The 15,328-nt window shown below is 68.4% G+C and carries 8 protein-coding genes; 7 read left to right on the top strand and 1 reads right to left on the bottom strand.

Annotation, left to right across the window (positions count from 1 at the left end):
* Nucleotides 1-5 precede the first annotated feature (5 nt).
* The 7 genes from Q0C59_RS02805 (at nt 6) to Q0C59_RS02835 (ending at nt 14,814) form a co-directional block, all read left to right on the top strand.
* On the top strand, nt 6-8,543 hold the full coding sequence (locus tag Q0C59_RS02805) for a GH36-type glycosyl hydrolase domain-containing protein (protein WP_291211472.1): 8,538 nt from the start codon (nt 6-8) through the stop codon (nt 8,541-8,543).
* A 129-nt stretch (nt 8,544-8,672) separates the two neighbouring features.
* A complete protein-coding gene (locus Q0C59_RS02810) occupies nt 8,673-9,392 on the top strand; it encodes a Crp/Fnr family transcriptional regulator (protein ID WP_291211409.1) in 720 nt (239 codons plus the stop codon).
* Between the two features lie 73 nt (nt 9,393-9,465).
* A complete protein-coding gene (locus tag Q0C59_RS02815) occupies nt 9,466-9,900 on the top strand; it encodes a hypothetical protein (protein WP_291211412.1) in 435 nt (144 codons plus the stop codon).
* A 13-nt stretch (nt 9,901-9,913) separates the two neighbouring features.
* A complete protein-coding gene (locus Q0C59_RS02820; protein ID WP_291211415.1) occupies nt 9,914-11,194 on the top strand; it encodes a phosphatidylserine/phosphatidylglycerophosphate/cardiolipin synthase family protein in 1,281 nt (426 codons plus the stop codon).
* A 154-nt stretch (nt 11,195-11,348) separates the two neighbouring features.
* On the top strand, nt 11,349-12,050 hold the full coding sequence (locus tag Q0C59_RS02825; protein ID WP_291211417.1) for a Crp/Fnr family transcriptional regulator: 702 nt from the start codon (nt 11,349-11,351) through the stop codon (nt 12,048-12,050).
* 194 nt (nt 12,051-12,244) lie between these two features.
* Complete coding sequence (locus Q0C59_RS02830) at nt 12,245-12,733, top strand: bacterioferritin (protein ID WP_291211475.1); 489 nt, start codon at nt 12,245-12,247, stop codon at nt 12,731-12,733.
* A 14-nt stretch (nt 12,734-12,747) separates the two neighbouring features.
* The gene (locus tag Q0C59_RS02835) at nt 12,748-14,814 is read left to right on the top strand and encodes a catalase (RefSeq protein ID WP_291211421.1); all 2,067 of its coding nucleotides are present in this window, start codon (nt 12,748-12,750) and stop codon (nt 14,812-14,814) included.
* Nucleotides 14,815-14,922: 108 nt separating this feature from the next.
* Here Q0C59_RS02835 and Q0C59_RS02840 read toward each other — a convergent pair whose 3' ends face one another.
* A complete protein-coding gene (locus tag Q0C59_RS02840) occupies nt 14,923-15,207 on the bottom strand; it encodes a hypothetical protein (RefSeq protein ID WP_291211424.1) in 285 nt (94 codons plus the stop codon).
* Nucleotides 15,208-15,328: the final 121 nt, after the last annotated feature.

Consider the following 15,328-nt stretch of genomic DNA (forward strand, 5'->3'; position numbering starts at 1 on the left):
GGCGCATGCTGGACGCTGCGCTGGGTCCGGCGCTGGAGCCCATCCGGTCTGAAATCTTCGGCCTGACCCGTTTTGAACAACACGGCCGCAGCTTGGCCGAGTCGCACCACGCTGCGCGCGGGGTGTTTGGCAGCACCACGTTTTACCCACGCCTGCAGAGCAACATCCAGAGCCTGCGCACCTCGCACGAGCACATTGCCAGCCACGCGCTGAGCGGGCAGGACATCAGCCCCGGGGCCGAATGGCTGTTCGACAACTTCCACCTGATCGAAGACCAGCTGCGCGAGATCCGCGACGGCTTGCCCGCACGTTACTACCGCACGCTGCCCGTGTTGCAGGACGCGCCGCTGCAGGGCCTGCCGCGCATCTACAGCATCGCCTGGGCCTTCGTGGCACACACCGATGGCGCGTTCGACGAAACCCTGCTCACGCACTTTCTCAACGCCTACCAGGAAGTGCACGAACTCAGCCACGGCGAACTCTGGGCGCTGCCCACCACGCTGCGCGTGGTGCAGGTGGAAAACCTGCGCCGCCTGGCCGACCGCATCGCCAGCCACAAGGCCGCGCGCGAACTCGCCAGCCTGATCGCGCACCGCATCGACGAGCTGGACCTGGCCACCGTGCAGGCGCTGCACACCGTGGCCGAGCTTCGCGGCGTGGGCCGCGTGTTTGTCTACCACCTGGCGCAAAACCTCGACGGCCACCGCCCGCCCACAGGCGATGTGTTCCTGCAGCAGGTGCGCCCCTGGCTGCTGGAGGTCGTGCCCGACCTTGCAGCCCTGCAGGCCCAGCACCACGCGGACCAGGCGGCCGACCACCTGAGCGTGGGCAACGCCATCACCTCGCTGCGTCTCATCGGCGCGGCCGACTGGTCGGGCGTGGTGGAGCGCACCAGCCGTGTGATGCAACTCATGCTGACGTCCGACGTCTTCGCGGCCGAAGACGACGCCACCCGCAGCACCACGCTGCACCGCATCGAGCGCCTGGCCGTGCAGAGCCAGCGCAGCGAAACCGAGGTGGCCCGCGCGCTGCTGGTGTTGATGCAGGACGACGCTCACGCAGGCCATTGGCTGGCCGGTGGCGGTCGCGGTGCACTGGAGCAGCGCCTGGGCCTGCGCCACCGTGGCCGGGTGTGGCGGCGGCTGGCACTGCGCACGGCGCGTGTGCCCACCTACCTCACGGTCATGCTGGCCGGCTCGCTCGCGCTGGTGGCGGCGGTCTATGCGTCGGCCGCGCTGCCAGTCGATGGCTGGTTGGGCCACGCGGTCACTGCGCTGGTGTTGTTGCTCATGGTGTTCCCCGCTTCCGAGACGGTGGTGGCGGTGGTCAACCGGCTTATTTCCGAATCGGCACGACCCGCGCACCTGCCGCGTTATCTGCTGGCCGAGGGCATTCCAGTCCAGGCGCGTGTGATGCTCGTCATGCCGGCGCTCTTGGGCAGCCCGGCCGCGGTCGCGCCCCTGGTGCACCGGTTGCACCTGCACTTTCTGGCCAACCCCGAAGCCCACGCGCAATTCGCGCTGCTGAGCGACTTCGCCGATGCCGACAGCCCGGTGCTGCCGGGTGACGCGGCGGTGCTCGCCGCGGCGCAGGCCCAGCTCTCTGCGCTCAACGACAGCCACCCGGTGGCCCCGGGCGAAGCGCCGCGTTTCCTGCTGCTGCACCGCGAGCGCAGCCTGAGTACCACGCAAGGCCGCTGGATCGGCTGGGAACGCAAGCGCGGCAAGCTCGAACAGCTGGTCGCCGCGCTGGTGCAGGAGAACGCGGGGCCGTTCCTGCCGCTGGGCGAACTCTCGCGCATGGCGAGCGGCACGCGCTACCTGCTCACGCTCGACAGCGACACGCAGCTGCCCCCGGGCCGGCTGCGCGCGCTGGTGGGCGTGGCCGAGCACCCCGACAACCGGCCCGTGCTGGACGCCACAGGCCGTCGCGTGGTGCAGGGCTACGGCATCCTGCAGCCGCGCGTGGTGCCGCCGCTGCCCGAGACTTCGGTCACAACAGCCTGGCAATGGATCACCGCCGGCCAGCGCGGCCTCGACCCCTACAGCGCGATGAGCTCCGACGTGTACCAGGACGTGTTCGGCGAAGGCAGCTTCACCGGCAAGGGCCTGCTGCACGTGGCCACCATGCACGCAGTGCTGGGCAACCGCCTGCCCGAAGACCGCGTGCTCAGCCACGACCTGCTCGAAGGCGCGCTCGCGCGTTGTGCGGTGGTGACCGACATCACCCTGATCGAGTCCGACCCGGAACACGCCGACGTGGCCGCCTCGCGCCTGCACCGCTGGACGCGCGGCGACTGGCAGTTGCTGCCCTTCCTGCTGCGGCCGCGCCGCTGGCAGCTCTCGCCCATCAACCGCCTGAAGCTGCTGGACAACCTGCGCCGCTCGCTGGTCACACCCGCTTCCTTGCTGCTGCTGTTGCTGGCCATGTGGGGCGTGGGCCTGAATCTGGGCGCCGCACTGTGGCTGGCGCTGGCCGCGCAGGCCGCCGCTCCCGTGCTGGGCGCGCTCGCCGGCTGGGTGCCGCACCGCGCCAGCCTGCTGGGCGATCGTTTTGCCCGCGCCGCCGCGGCCGACACGCTGCGCGCGCTGCTGGGGGGCGTGTGGCACATCGTGCAGCTCCTGCAGCAGGCGCTGCGCGCGGCCGATGCTGTTGTGCGCACCGCGTGGCGCATGGCCGTGTCCAAGCGCCAGTTGCTGGCCTGGACCACGGCCGACGCGGCCAGCGCGGCCTTGCGCCCGGGCTTGGGGCCCTTGCTCAAACGCCATGCGCTGGAGCCGTTGGTGGCCTTGCCGCTGCTGGCGTTGCTCTGGCTCACCACGCCACAGCCGCCGGTGTTGGGCGTGGCCTTGCTGGTGCTCTGGGCGCTGGCCCCGCTGATGTCCTGGCTGGCCCACCAGCCATGGCCTGGCAGCGCGGAGCGACCGCTCGGCAGCGCCGACCGCGTGTTGCTCGACGACCTCGCGCGCGATACCTGGCGCCTGTTTGAACGCTGTGTCGACACGCAGAACCACCACTTGCCGCCGGACAACCTGCAGATCCTGCCGTACGACATGGTGGCGCACCGCACCTCGCCCACCAACGTCGGCCTGTACCTGCTGAGCACGGCGTGTGCGCGCGAGTTCGGCTGGATCGGCACACAAGACCTGCTGCAACGCATGGAAGCCACGCTGACCAGCCTGCAGCAGATGGAGCGCCACCGCGGCCATTTTCTGAACTGGTACGACACGCAAACCCTGCAGCCCCTGCTGCCGCGCTACGTGTCCACCGTGGACAGCGGCAACCTCAGCGTGCACCTGCTCGCGGTGGCCCAGGCCTGCCGACTGCTGGCGCGCGATCCCCACGCCACACAAGCCACGGCACAGGCATTGCAGCGCAGCCAGGAGCGGCTGGAGCCGGCCTTGCAGCACCAGCAGGCGTGGCTCGAAGCTGCCCTGGCGCAGCCGCTGGCACAGAGCGCGCTGGGCCAGGTGTTGCGCGTGCCGCTGCCCGACCCGTTGGACGCCGAGGCCGGCGCGGCTTTTGCCGAGCTGCTGGACGCCGCGTGGCTCGAGCTCGTGCGCATCCCGCACCCGCGCCCCGAGCCCAACCCCGCCCGCTCCGGCGAGAAGGACGAGATCGCGCGCGACCACGACAGCCTGCACGCGCTGCTGGGCGATCACTTGGCCACGCTGCGCTCGGTGGGGCTGGACCGCAGCGCTGCCGCCGAGGGCGGGGGACCACGCGCCACGCGCCGCCTGCTGGAACTGGCCGACCAGCTCGAACAGCTCGCCTGGGCGCCCGAGTTCGGATTTCTGTACCACCCCAAGCGCCACCTGCTGCACATCGGTTTCCGGCTTGACGACCAGTCGCTCGACAAATCGTTCTACGACCTGCTGGCCTCCGAGTCGCGCAGCACCAGCCTGCTGGCCATTGCCAAGGGCGACGTGCCCATGAAGCACTGGGCCGCACTCGGCCGCCCGCTGTTTGCCAACGGCCGCCACGCGGTACTGCGCTCGTGGTCAGGCTCGATGTTCGAGTACCTCATGCCCACGCTGGTGATGGCCGAGCCGCACGGCAGTGTGTTGCGTGAAGCGGGCAGCTCGGCGCTCATGGAGCAGATCGCGCATGTGCAGGGCAAGGCCATGCCGTGGGGCATGTCGGAAAGTGCCTACGCCGGGCGCGACCACTCGCTGGCCTACCAGTACGCGCCGCAAGGTGTGCCCCGTCTCGCGCTGCGCCGCACGCCGCTGGACGAGCAGGTGATCGCGCCGTACGCCACCGCGCTGGCCACGCTGGTCAACCCGCACCTGGCCTGCCGGAACCTGGGTCACCTCACGCGGCTGGCAGCGCGGGGTCGATACGGTTTCATCGAGGCGCTTGACTTCACCGCCGCGCGCCAGACGCAGGGCGGCCACTGCACGCCCGTGGCCACCTACATGGCCCACCACCAGGGCATGAGCATCGTGGCGCTGGCCAATGTGCTGCGCGACAACGTTGCCCAGCGCTGGGGCATGGCCCACCCCAGCCTGGAAGCGGTGTCGTCGCTGCTGCACGAGCGCACTCCGCGCGCCTTGTCGGCGCTGGTGCACCAGCCTCTGGCCAACCTGCCGCTGCAGGCGCTGCACCGCCGCGCGCAGGACCACGTGCGCACGGTGGTGCCCGGCCAACAGGCGCTGGAGCCCACACACCTGCTGTCCAACGGGCATTACAGCGTGAGCTTGCGCGCCAACGGCGCGGGCTGGAGCCGCTGGGGCGCCACCGGCATCACCCGCTGGCGCGACGATGCGCTGCGCGACGCCTGCGGCAGCTTCGTGTACCTGCGGCTGAACCCGCACACCGCGCCGGTGTCGGTGAGCAGCCATCCCGCGCCCGATCCGGCAGCCCTCTACCAGAGCACCTTCCACACCGACCGTGTGGTGCTGGAGGCCCTGTGGACCGAGCTCACCGTGCAGACCACGGTGTGGGTGAGCCCGGAGGACGACATCGAGCTCAAGCGCGTGGTGCTGACCAACCGCAGCGAGGCGGTGATGGAGCTGGAACTGATCTCGGCGATGGAGGTGACGCTGGCCCGCGCTGCGGCCGACGAAGCCCACCCCGCGTTCTCCAACTTTTTCGTGCAGGCCGACTGGCTGGCCGACCAGCAGGCCCTGCGCTTTGTGCGCACGCCGCGCCTGCATACCGAGAGCACCGTGCAGGCCGCGCATTTTGTGGCCGACGTGCGTGGCGAGGTGCTGGGCCTGAACTGCCAGACCGACCGGGCGCACTGGCTCGGGCGCAACCACAGTGCCGACCAGCCGCTGGCGCGCATGAACGCCGTGCCCACCGCATCCACCGCGCTGGAAACCGGGCTGGATCCGGTGGCGGTGCTGGGCGTGAAGCTGCGCCTGAAGCCCGGCGCGCAGGCCTGTGTGACCTTCGCCACCGCCGCCAGCGACCACCCCGCGCAGCTGATGGCCATCGTCGACAAGTACCGCCAGCCCAGCTCGGTGGAACGCGCCTCGGTGATGTCGGCCACGCTGGCCAGCATCCAGCTCGCGCCCGGGCGTCCGCGCATGGAGCATTTGCCCGCCTTCCAGGCGCTCACCACGGCGCTTCTGATGACCCTGCCCAAGGTGGACCTGCCGGTCACCGACGGCAAGGTCCTCCACGTGTGCGACCGCCGCACGCTCTGGCCGCTGAGCATTTCGGGCGAGCGCCCCCTGGTGCTGGTGAGCGCGGGTTCACCCCAGGGCCTGGGCCTGCTGCGCAGTGTGGTGCAAGCGCTCAACGAGTGGTCGCGCACCGGCGTGGCTTGTGATGTGGTCGTGCTCAGCAGCGAAGCGCATTCGTACCAGATGCCCTTGCAGCGCGAGCTGGCGCTGCTGCGCGAACAACTGCATGCGCCGCACTCAGGCGTGGTCATCGGCGCCTTGCACCTGCTGCGCCCCGACGCGCTGACACCCGAGCAGCTGTCCACGCTGGACGCGCTGGCGCGCATTCACCTGCGGGCCAACGGGGTGGGCTGGACGCAGCAGATACAGACCTGGAGCGCACGCTTCGACGCCGCGCAGGCCAGCCTGCGCAGCACGCCCCACGAGCGTGTTCCCACCCACGCGCCGCTCGCCGGGCCCACGCCATCGACCGGCGCGTTCGAGGCCAGTGGTCGGCGCTTTGTGTTCGAGGTGTCGGCCACCCAACGGCCACCCCGGCCCTGGGTCAACGTGCTGGCCAACCCGGCGTTTGGTGCCATCGTGTCGGAGACCGGGGGTGGCAACACCTGGGCCGGCAACAGCCGCCTGAACCAGCTCACCACCTGGGGCAACGACCCCGTGGCCGACACGCCGGCGGAATGGTTCCTGCTGCAGGACCGGCGCACGCACGAGGTCTGGAGCCTCGCGCCCTCGGCCTGGGGCGATGCCGAGGCGACATACAGCGTGGTGCACGCGCAGGGCCGCACCAGCATCAGCCACCGGCGCGGGGATCTCGACATCGCGGTGCACTGGAGCGTGGACGCCGAGACCGCGGTCAAGCAGGTGCGCATCGAGATCGTCAACCGCGGCCACCAGATGGCCCACCTGCGCACCGTGGCCATGGTCGAGTGGCTCATGGGCGAGAAGCGCAGTGACCGCGCCACGCTGCACACACGCCGTTGCCGGGTGGGTGGCCCCACCGGTCTGGTGGGCCTGATGGCCACGCAGACCGAGGCCGGTGCCGGATGGGGCGGGGGCACCGCGTTTCTGGTGGAAGCCCTCGCCACGCCGGGCGGCAGCGAAGGCCTGGACTGGACCTGCGACCGCGCCGCCTTTTTTGACGCGCAAGGCCAGCTGCGGCTGCCGCTGCGGCTGGGTCAGCGCCGCGGCGTCGGACTCGACCCGTGCGCCGCGCTCTCGCGCCCGGTGACGGTGCGCCCCGGGGCCACCCTGGAGCAGGTTTACCTGCTCGGCTTTGCTGCGTCACCCGCGGCCGCGCAAGAACTCGCGGTGCGCGCCATGAAGCGCGTGCCCCGCGAACGCGAAGAGGCCACCAAGGCCCGCTGGGACTCGCTGCTGGGCGCGACCACCGTCGTCACGCCCGACCCGCTGTTCGACGCCATGACCAACCGCTGGCTGCTTTACCAGACCGTGTCGTCGCGCCTGTGGGCCAAGGCCGGCTTCTACCAGGCGGGTGGTGCCACCGGTTACCGCGACCAGCTGCAGGACACCATGGCCCTCACCTGGGCCGCGCCGCGCCTGCTGCGCGATCAGATCGTGCTGTGTGCCTCGCGCCAGTTTGAGGCGGGCGACGTGCAGCACTGGTGGCATGCGCCCGGTGGCGCCGGCGTGCGCACGCATTTCTCCGACGACCTCTTGTGGCTGCCCTTTGCCTGTGCGCACTACCTGCGCACCACGGGCGACACTGCGGTTCTCGACGAGAGCGTGCCTTTCCTCGAAGACCTGACGATCGCGCCCGGCGCCGAAGACGCCTACGACACACCGCGCGTGAGCAGCGTGATGGCCAGCGTGTTCGAACACGCCGCGCGCACCATCGACCGCAGCCTGCCGGTGGGCGTACACGGCCTGCCGCTCATGGGCACGGGCGACTGGAACGACGGCATGAACCGCGTGGGGCACGAAGGCCGCGGCGAGTCGGTGTGGGTGGCGTGGTTTCTGTGTGCCGTGGTGCGCGACTGGATTCCGCTGGCGCGCGAACGCGGCGAGCACGAGCGCGCCGCGCGCTGGGAGGCCGCGTTGGCGGGCTGGAGCGAGGCCCTGGAGACCGAAGCCTGGGACGGCGGCTGGTACCGCCGTGCCTTCTTTGACGATGGCAGTCCGCTCGGTTCGCACACGCAGCCCGAGGCCCGCATCGACCTGATCGCGCAGGCCTGGTCGGTGCTCAGCGGGCAGGCACCGCTGGAGCGCCAGCGCCAGGCCATGGAGGCCGCCGCGGAGCACCTGTTCAACAACGACGCCGGTTTGCTCCAGCTGCTCGCGCCCCCGCTCGCCCGGGCACAGCCCAGCGCCGGCTACATCCAGGCCTACCCGCCGGGTGTGCGAGAAAACGGCGGCCAGTACAGCCACGCCGGCGTGTGGGGCCTCATGGCGGTGGCGGCGCTGGCCGTGCAGGAGCCGGGCGACTCGGCCACGCGCGACGAGCCCTACCGCCATTTCACCTGGCTGAGCCCGGCGCACCGCGCGCAAAACCCGACGTGGGGCGCCGCGTACGGCCTGGAGCCCTACGCCATGGCGGCCGACGTGTACAGCCAGCCACCCTGGGTGGGCCGTGGTGGCTGGAGCTGGTACACCGGCGCGGCCGGCTGGCTGCATCGCGCGGCCATCGAGTCCATCCTGGGCCTGAAGATGACGGCGCACGACCTGTGCTTCACGCCCTGCCTGCCGGCGCACTGGCCGCGCGCCGAGATCACGCTGGTGCGCGACGGCCGCACCCTGCGTTTTGTGCTGGTGCGCCAGAGTGCAGACGCGGTGCGCGCCACCTGGGGCAGCCAGGGCGTCGGCTTCCTGGCCGTGGGCGAATCGCTGGCCTGGGCCACGCTGCCGGCCCACAGCGTGTTTGTGGTTTCGCTGGAGACCGCGCCGGGGGGGTGACGATTTATATGTTCGGTTTCGTACGGACGCGAGTCTGGTTCCGTGCCATGCTCGCCACATATCCGCTAAAAAAGCAGAACGAGTGCCAGTTCGCCTTCCGCGACAGCAGCCATCACGGAGGAAAACCATTTGACCCAACCCGACTCCCCCCTTCAGAACCAGTTGCTGGCATCGTTGCCGGAGGCGGAATGGGAACGCTGGAACCCCCAGCTTGAGCTGGTCGATCTGCCACTGGGCAAGGTGCTGTACGAGTCGGGTGGGGCCATGACCCACGTTTACTTCCCCACCAGCGCCATCGTCTCGCTGCTGTATGTGCTGGAAAACGGCGCTTCGGCCGAAATCGCCGTGGTGGGTCACGAAGGCGTGGTGGGCATTGCCATCTTCATGGGCGGTGGCTCCACCCCGAGCCGCGCTGTGGTGCAGAGCGCCGGCATGGGTTACCGCCTGCGCGCCGAAGCGATCAGGGGCGAGTTCGAGCGCGCCGGCCCGGTGATGCACCTCATGCTGCGTTACACGCAGGCACTCATCACCCAGATGAGCCAGACGGCGGTGTGCAACCGCCACCACTCGCTGGACCAGCAGCTCTGCCGCTGGCTGCTGCTCAGCCTGGACCGCCTGCCCGGCAACGAACTGGTGATGACGCAGGAGCTGATTGCCAACATGCTGGGCGTGCGCCGCGAGGGTGTGACCGAGGCCGCGCTGAAGCTGCAAGCCGCCGGCCTGATCCGTTATGCACGCGGCCATATTTCGGTGCTGGACCGCCCGGGTCTGGAGCACCGCACCTGCGAGTGTTACCGCGTCGTGAAGATGGAATACGACCGCCTGTTGCCCGTCGCCGAAGCGCGCTGATTCTTTCGGGAAGATTGGTTCGTATGTTCGCTGTCAGACGGTTGAGTCCGGGCATGTGCCTCACAGTGGCGCCATGCCCAGCTCCGAAAACCACCTCATCGAACGCCTGCCCAACGGGGTTCAGAAACGTTTCCTCGCCCGGTGCGAGCCGTTTGAACTCAGGCTTTCGGCCGAGTTGAGCGAGCGCGGTACACCGCTCACGCACGCCTACTTTCCCAACACCGGCTTCATCTCGCTGGTGGTTGACGTCGACAGCTACCCTCCACTCGAAGTGGGCGTGGTGGGGCGCGAGTCCATGCTGGGGTCGGAGTTGTTGCTGGGGGTGGTCACTTCACCCTGGCGCTCGGTGGTGCAGGTGGCCGGCACCTGCTGGCGGATCGACGCACAGGGCATGCGCCAGGCCATGGCCGACTTGCCCACCCTGCAGGCGCTCCTGCAGCGCAACCTGATGGTTCGGGTGCATCAGCATCAATCGCTGGCGTCGGCCAGCGCCGGCCAACGCCACTGAGGGGCCTTTGCGCATGCTGCACAAGTCGCGTTGGGCTGTGGCGGGGATCGTGGCGCTGCTGTGTGCTGTGGCCGGCGTGCTGATCGCCAATTTTGTCGGCGGCGAAACCAAGATCGAACGCCGCATCGAACGGCTGTATTCGCTGGACGATCCCCGCTTCGTGCAGGAGCTGGGCGTGTTGCTGGGACCTCCGTTTTTACCGGGCACCCAGGTGCAAGCGCTGCTCAACGGCGACGAGATCTTTCCGCCCATGCTGACCGCCATTCGCGGTGCGAAGGTGTCGATCACCTTCGAGACCTACATCTACTGGTCGGGCGACATCGGGCGCCGGTTTGCAGAGGCACTGGCCGAACGTGCGCGCGCCGGGGTGAAGGTGCATGTGCTGCTGGACTGGGTGGGCAGCGCGAAGATGGACGAGGACCTCATGGCCCTGATGGAGCAGGCCGGCGTGCAGGTGCAGCGGTTTCATCCACCGCACTGGTCAAACCTGGGCCGGTTGAACAACCGCACCCACCGCAAGCTGCTGATCGCCGATGGCCGCCTCGGTTTCACCGGCGGTGTGGGCGTGGCGCCGCAATGGACCGGCCGCGCGCAGGACCCCGAGCACTGGCGCGACACCCACTTTCAGGTGGAAGGCCCGGTGGTGGCGCAAATGCAGTCGGTCTTCATTGACAACTGGATCAAGGTCACGGGCGACGTGCTGCACGGGCCGGATTACTTTCCCGTCCTGTCTCCTGTGGGTCCGTCCCTCGCGCAGATGTTCAGCAGCTCGCCCAGTGGTGGCAGCGAGAGCATGCAGCTCATGTACCTGCTGGCCATCACCGCAGCTACGCGCACCATCGATCTGTCGGCCGCGTACTTCGTGCCGGACGATCTCACGCTGCAGGCCTTGACCGGTGCGTTGAAGCGCGGCGTCAAGCTGCGCATCGTGGTGCCGGGCGAACACATCGACAGCGACACCGTGCGCAACGCCTCGTGGGCCACCTGGGGACCGCTGCTCCAGGCCGGTGCCACCATCGCCGAGTACGTGCCCACCATGTACCACTGCAAGCTGCTGATCGTCGATGGCCTGCTCACCTCGGTGGGCTCCACCAACTTCGACAACCGGTCGTTCCGCCTCAACGACGAGGCCACGCTGAACATCGTGGACCAGGACTTCGCGCGCATCCAGACCGCCACCTTCGAGGCCGATCTCGCGTTGGCGAAACCGGTGACCTACGCGCAGTGGCAGGCCCGGCCCGTGCGCGAGAAGTTCACCGAGTGGCTGGCCTCGCTCATCGACACCCAGCTCTGATCCATTTCGCTCCAGCCCCGCTGTGTGTACGGTGGCAGACGGAAGCGCGACCGCTGAGCGTTCAAGATGGTCCAGGGATTGCCGGGCGCTGTGCCCGTGCAACCCGCATGAGTTCACCCTGGGAGGGGTTCCGCTTGTGTACCAGGCGGACCCCATGCAGCACACCAACAACCATCTCATTGAACGCTTGCCCAAGGGCGTCCAGAAGCGTTTTCTGGCCCTTTGTGAACCGTTCGAGCTCGTGCTTTCAACCGAGTTGAGCGTGCGCGGCGCTCTGCTCACACACGCCTACTTTCCCATCACCGGATTCATCTCGCTGGTGATCGACATCGAGACCCACCCACCGCTGGAAGTGGGCATGGTCGGCGCCGAGTCGATGCTCGGCTCCGAACTGGTGCTGGCCCTGGCCAACACCCCCTGGCGCGCGCTGGTGCAGGGCGCAGGCTCCTGCTGGCGCATTGAAACGAAGACCCTTCGCCAGGCCATGGACGACATGCCGGCGCTGGAAAGTCTGGTGCAGCGCAGCCTGTTGATCCGCCTGCACCAGCAGGCGCTGGCGTCGGCCTGCGAGCGTTTCCACCCCATCGGCCAGCGGCTGGCGCGCTGGTTGCTCATGAGCCAGGACCGGGCGCACGCCGACCATTTCCATGTCACGCAGGAGTTCATCTCGTTGATGCTGGGCGTGCGCCGCGTGGGGGTCACCCAGGCCGCGAGCGATCTTCAGAAGGAGGGGCTCATCCAGTACACGCGGGGCGAGCTCAAGGTGCTGGATCGAACAGGGCTGGAGGCCAGGGCCTGCAGCTGTTACGAGGCCGACAAACTGTTGCACGACACGCTCATGAAAGCGAAGACCTGAGCGCGCAGCGAACGCCCGGGGCTGCGTGGCGCAGCCGTGCGAGCGCGATGTGTTCGCCAAAGCACCGACGCGGCCGGGGTGAAGGCCGATGCTCGGAGGGTCAGACCAAAACCACCAACCGATCGGAGCACACCTTGAACGCACCCTTGAAACCCCTGGACATTCCGGCGCTGCGCAAGAGTGCGCGCCAGCACATGGAAGAGGGCGCCGTGACGGCCGGCTACAGCGCCGACCGCACCGAAATCATCGCCCTGCTCAACGATGCACTGGCCACCGAGCTCGTGTGTGTGCTGCGCTACCGCCGCCACCACTTCATGGCCAGCGGCATCCACTCGCACGCCACGGCGGCCGAGTTTCTGGTGCATTCGAACGAAGAGCAGGGCCACGCCGACCAGCTGGCCGAACGCATCGTGCAGCTCGGCGGAGAGCCCGACTTCTCGCCCGACTCGCTCACCAAGCGCAGCCACGCCGAGTACGTGGAGGGCAGCTCGCTGACCCAGATGATTCGCGAAAACCTCGTGGCCGAACGCATCGCGATCGACAGCTACCGCCACGCGATCGAGTCGGTGGGCAACGACGACCCGACCACGCGCCGCCTGCTCGAATCCATCCTCGCGGTGGAAGAGGAGCACGCCGACGAACTGGCGGATCTGCTCACGCAAGTGCCCGCCCCATCCAACTGACCGAAGGAACACCGATGGCGAAGAACCAACCGCAAGACGCCCACCTGGGCACCGGTGGCGAACTGCACCAGCAGGCCAACGCAGAACACCCGCCCTTGACCACTCAGCAAGGTCTGGTGGTCTCGGACAACCAGAACTCGCTGCGGGCCCACCCCCAGGGTCCCACGCTGCTGGAAGACTTCATCCTGCGCGAGAAGATCACCCACTTCGACCACGAGCGCATTCCCGAGCGCGTGGTGCACGCGCGCGGCACCGGTGCCCACGGCTACTTCGAGCTCACGCATTCGCTGGCCGACTACACCACTGCCCAGGTGCTCACCGAGGTCGGTGTGAAAACGCCGGTGTTCTCACGCATTTCCACCGTGGCCGGTGGGTCGGGCTCGTCCGACACGCCGCGCGATGTGCGTGGCTTTGCGATCAAGCTCTACACGGCCCAGGGCAATTGGGACATCGTGGGCAACAACATCCCGGTGTTCTTCATCCAGGACGCGATCAAGTTCCCCGACGTGGTGCACGCGGTGAAGATGGAGCCCGACCGGGGCTTCCCGCAAGCCGCCTCGGCGCATGACACGTTCTGGGATTTCATCTCGCTCACGCCCGAGTCCATGCACATGGTGATGTGGATCATGTCGGACCGCACGCTCGCGCGTTCGCTGCGCATGATCGAAGGCTTCGGCGTGCACAGCTTCCGGCTGATTGATGCCCAGGGCAACCCGACTTTTGTGAAGTTCCACTGGCGCCCCAAGCTGGGCATGCAGTCCACCGTGTGGGACGAGACCGTGAAGATCGCCGGTGCCGACCCGGACTTCCACCGCCGCGAGCTCTTTGAAGTGCTCGGCGCGGGTGAAGTGGCCGAGTGGGAGTTTGCGGTGCAACTGTTCACGCAGGCCGAGGCCGACAAGTTTCCGTTCAATCACCTCGATGCGACCAAGCTGATTCCCGAAGAGCTGGTGCCGTTGAAGGTGATCGGGCGCCTGGTGCTCGACCGCTGGCCGGTCAACTTCTTTGCCGAGACCGAGCAGGTGGCTTTTTGCCCATCGCACCTGGTGCCCGGCATCGATTTTTCAAACGACCCGCTGCTGCAAGGTCGGCTGTTTTCGTACCTGGACACGCAGCTCTCGCGCCTGGGATCGGCGAACTTTGCGCAGATCCCGATCAACGCGCCCAAGTGCCCGTTCGCGAACCAGCAGCGCGACGGTCACATGCAGATGACGCAGCCCACCGGGCGTGTGGCCTATGAGCCCAGCACCTTGTTGGCCGAGTCACCACGCGCCGACCGCGCCCAAGGCTTTGCCAGTGTGGCGCTGGACGAGGGTGGTGAGCGCGGACGTGTGCGCGCGGCCAGCTTCGCCGACCACTACAGCCAGGCGCGCCAGTTCTGGATCAGCCAGAGCGAACCCGAGCAGGCCCACCTCGCGTCCGCGCTGGTGTTCGAGCTGTCCAAGGTGGAACACCCCCATGTGCGCGAGGCCATGGTGGCACACCTGCTGGTGATCGATGAAGCCCTGGGCCAGCGCGTGGCCGATGGTCTGGGCATGGAGACGCTGCCAGCGCCAGCCACCCCGGCTCAGCCGGTGATGGACTTGCCGCCCTCGGCGGCGCTTAGCATCATCGACAACGCCAAGGCGACGCTGGAGGGTCGTTGTGTTGCCATCCTCGTGGACGATGGCTCGGACGGCGCGGCCGTGGCCGCGCTGAAAAAGGCGGTGGAAGCGGCCGGTGCACGTGTGAAGATCGTGGCGCCCAAGGTCGGTGGTGTCACGCTGGCCAACGGCAAGAAGCTGGCGGCCGATGGGCAACTGGCCGGTACGCCTTCGGTGTTGTTCGATGCGGTGGCACTGGTGCTCTCTGACGCTGCCGGCAAGGCCCTGAGCCGTGAAGCGGCGGCGGTGGACTTTGTGCGCGACGCCTTCGGCCACCTCAAGGCGATCGCAGCCGACGCGGGTGCGCAGGCGGTGCTGAAGGCCGCGGGCATCAAGGCCGATGCGGGCGTGGTGGGTGCAGACGACGCCCAGGCGTTTGTGGCCGCGGCGTGCACGCGCCAGTGGGCCCGCGAACCCTCGGTGCGCACCTTGGCCTGAGCCCGGGCGCCAGCAACTTCCGGCACAGCGTGCCGGGAGTCAAAAGAAAAAAGGCCGGAGGTGCAAACCATGCACCCCCGGCCTTTTTCATGGCGGATCGTGGAGGGGTCAGCGCGTGATGCGGCCCACCAGCGCACCGACCGCAAACGCGGCCAGCAAGGCCATCAGCGGTTGTTCACGCACGGTGGCGCGGCAGCTGGCGGTCCATGCATCGCCGGTCTGGGCCAGCTGGCGCACGGTGGGCGCTGCGGTGTCGGCGAAACGGTCGACCGCTTTGTGGGCGCCCTGGACCGCTTTGTCGATCGTGTCGGCGGCAACCGGTGCGATTCTTTCGCTGTCCGGGAGAAGGGAGGTGTCGGGCACGGGCGAATTGGGCGTGTTGCTGAGAATCATGAAATGTCCTTTCGGTGGGGGTGGGGGAGCGTCAAGTGAACAGGGCGATCAGGATGATGATCGGGATCGGGATGCCCAGAAAGAGCAGTAGAAGTGAGCGCATGGCGGGCTTTCTGTGGTG

Origin of the sequence: Hydrogenophaga sp., from assembly GCF_022844385.1 — a bacterium.
GTDB lineage: Bacteria > Pseudomonadota > Gammaproteobacteria > Burkholderiales > Burkholderiaceae_C > Hydrogenophaga.

Coding starts and splice junctions, on each gene's coding strand:
- Q0C59_RS02820 (WP_291211415.1), top strand. CDS start 9,914: ATGCTGCACAAGTCGCGTTGGGCTGTGGCGGGGATCGTGGCGCTGCTG.
- Q0C59_RS02805 (WP_291211472.1), top strand. CDS start 6: ATGCTGGACGCTGCGCTGGGTCCGGCGCTGGAGCCCATCCGGTCTGAA.
- Q0C59_RS02830 (WP_291211475.1), top strand. CDS start 12,245: ATGGAAGAGGGCGCCGTGACGGCCGGCTACAGCGCCGACCGCACCGAA.
- Q0C59_RS02825 (WP_291211417.1), top strand. CDS start 11,349: ATGCAGCACACCAACAACCATCTCATTGAACGCTTGCCCAAGGGCGTC.
- Q0C59_RS02840 (WP_291211424.1), bottom strand. CDS start 15,207: ATGATTCTCAGCAACACGCCCAATTCGCCCGTGCCCGACACCTCCCTT.
- Q0C59_RS02835 (WP_291211421.1), top strand. CDS start 12,748: ATGGCGAAGAACCAACCGCAAGACGCCCACCTGGGCACCGGTGGCGAA.
- Q0C59_RS02815 (WP_291211412.1), top strand. CDS start 9,466: ATGCCCAGCTCCGAAAACCACCTCATCGAACGCCTGCCCAACGGGGTT.